This window comes from Grimontia marina (assembly GCF_900060185.1).
In the GTDB taxonomy this organism is placed as follows: domain Bacteria; phylum Pseudomonadota; class Gammaproteobacteria; order Enterobacterales; family Vibrionaceae; genus Enterovibrio; species Enterovibrio marinus.
In genome coordinates this window covers 1-792 of the sequence record NZ_FIZY01000204.1, presented here as the reverse complement: position 1 = coordinate 792, position 792 = coordinate 1, and the positions used below count along the sequence as shown (strand labels likewise).

General features: G+C 63.0%; 1 pseudogene. It reads left to right on the top strand.

Features of this window, described 5'->3' with window-relative positions:
- Window positions 1-792 (top strand): annotated as a pseudogene (locus tag GMA8713_RS27890) (hypothetical protein); the annotation flags it as partial.

The window sequence follows — 792 nt, the reverse complement described above, 5'->3', positions numbered from 1 at the left end:
CACCCTGGATCACGGCAGCAGTGCGCCTACCGCACCGACTGTGGTCATTACCGAAGATGCCAACGATGATGGTTACATCAACGATGGCGAGCTCAGCGGCGAGGTGGATATCACCATCACCCTGGGCGCCGGTACCGCCGTGGGTGACACCATTGTGGTCACCGATAACGCGGGCAACACCCTGTACGAAGGCCCGGTCACCCAGGACATGCTGGACAATGGCCTTGACCTGTCTGTGGCTGCGCCAGCGACCGGCACCACCCTGGAGATTACCGCCACCATTACCGACCCTGCGGGTAACACCGCTGAGGGCTCTGACTCGGCTACCCTGGATTACGGCACAGGCACCGGCGCACCGGCGTCGCCAACGGTGGTGATTGATGAGGATGCCAACAACGACGGCTACATCAATAGCGCTGAGCTCGATGGTGACATCAACATCACCGTCACCCTGGGTGCAGGCACCGCGGTAGGCGACACCCTGATTGTGACCGACCAGGATGGCAATGAGCTGTTTAACGGCACCGTGACTCAGGACATGCTGGACAACGGCGTGCCGGTCACCATGACCGCGCCAGCCACCGGCACCACCATTACCGTGACGGCCACCGTCACTGACCCGGCGGGCAACACCGCCAACGGCAGTGATGCGGCCACCCTGGATCACGGCACCGGCACCGGCGCCCCGGCGGCGCCGACGGTCGAGATTACCGAAGATGCCAACGATGATGGTTACATCAACGATGACGAGCTGGACGGTCAGGTGGACATCACCATCACCCTGGGCGCGGG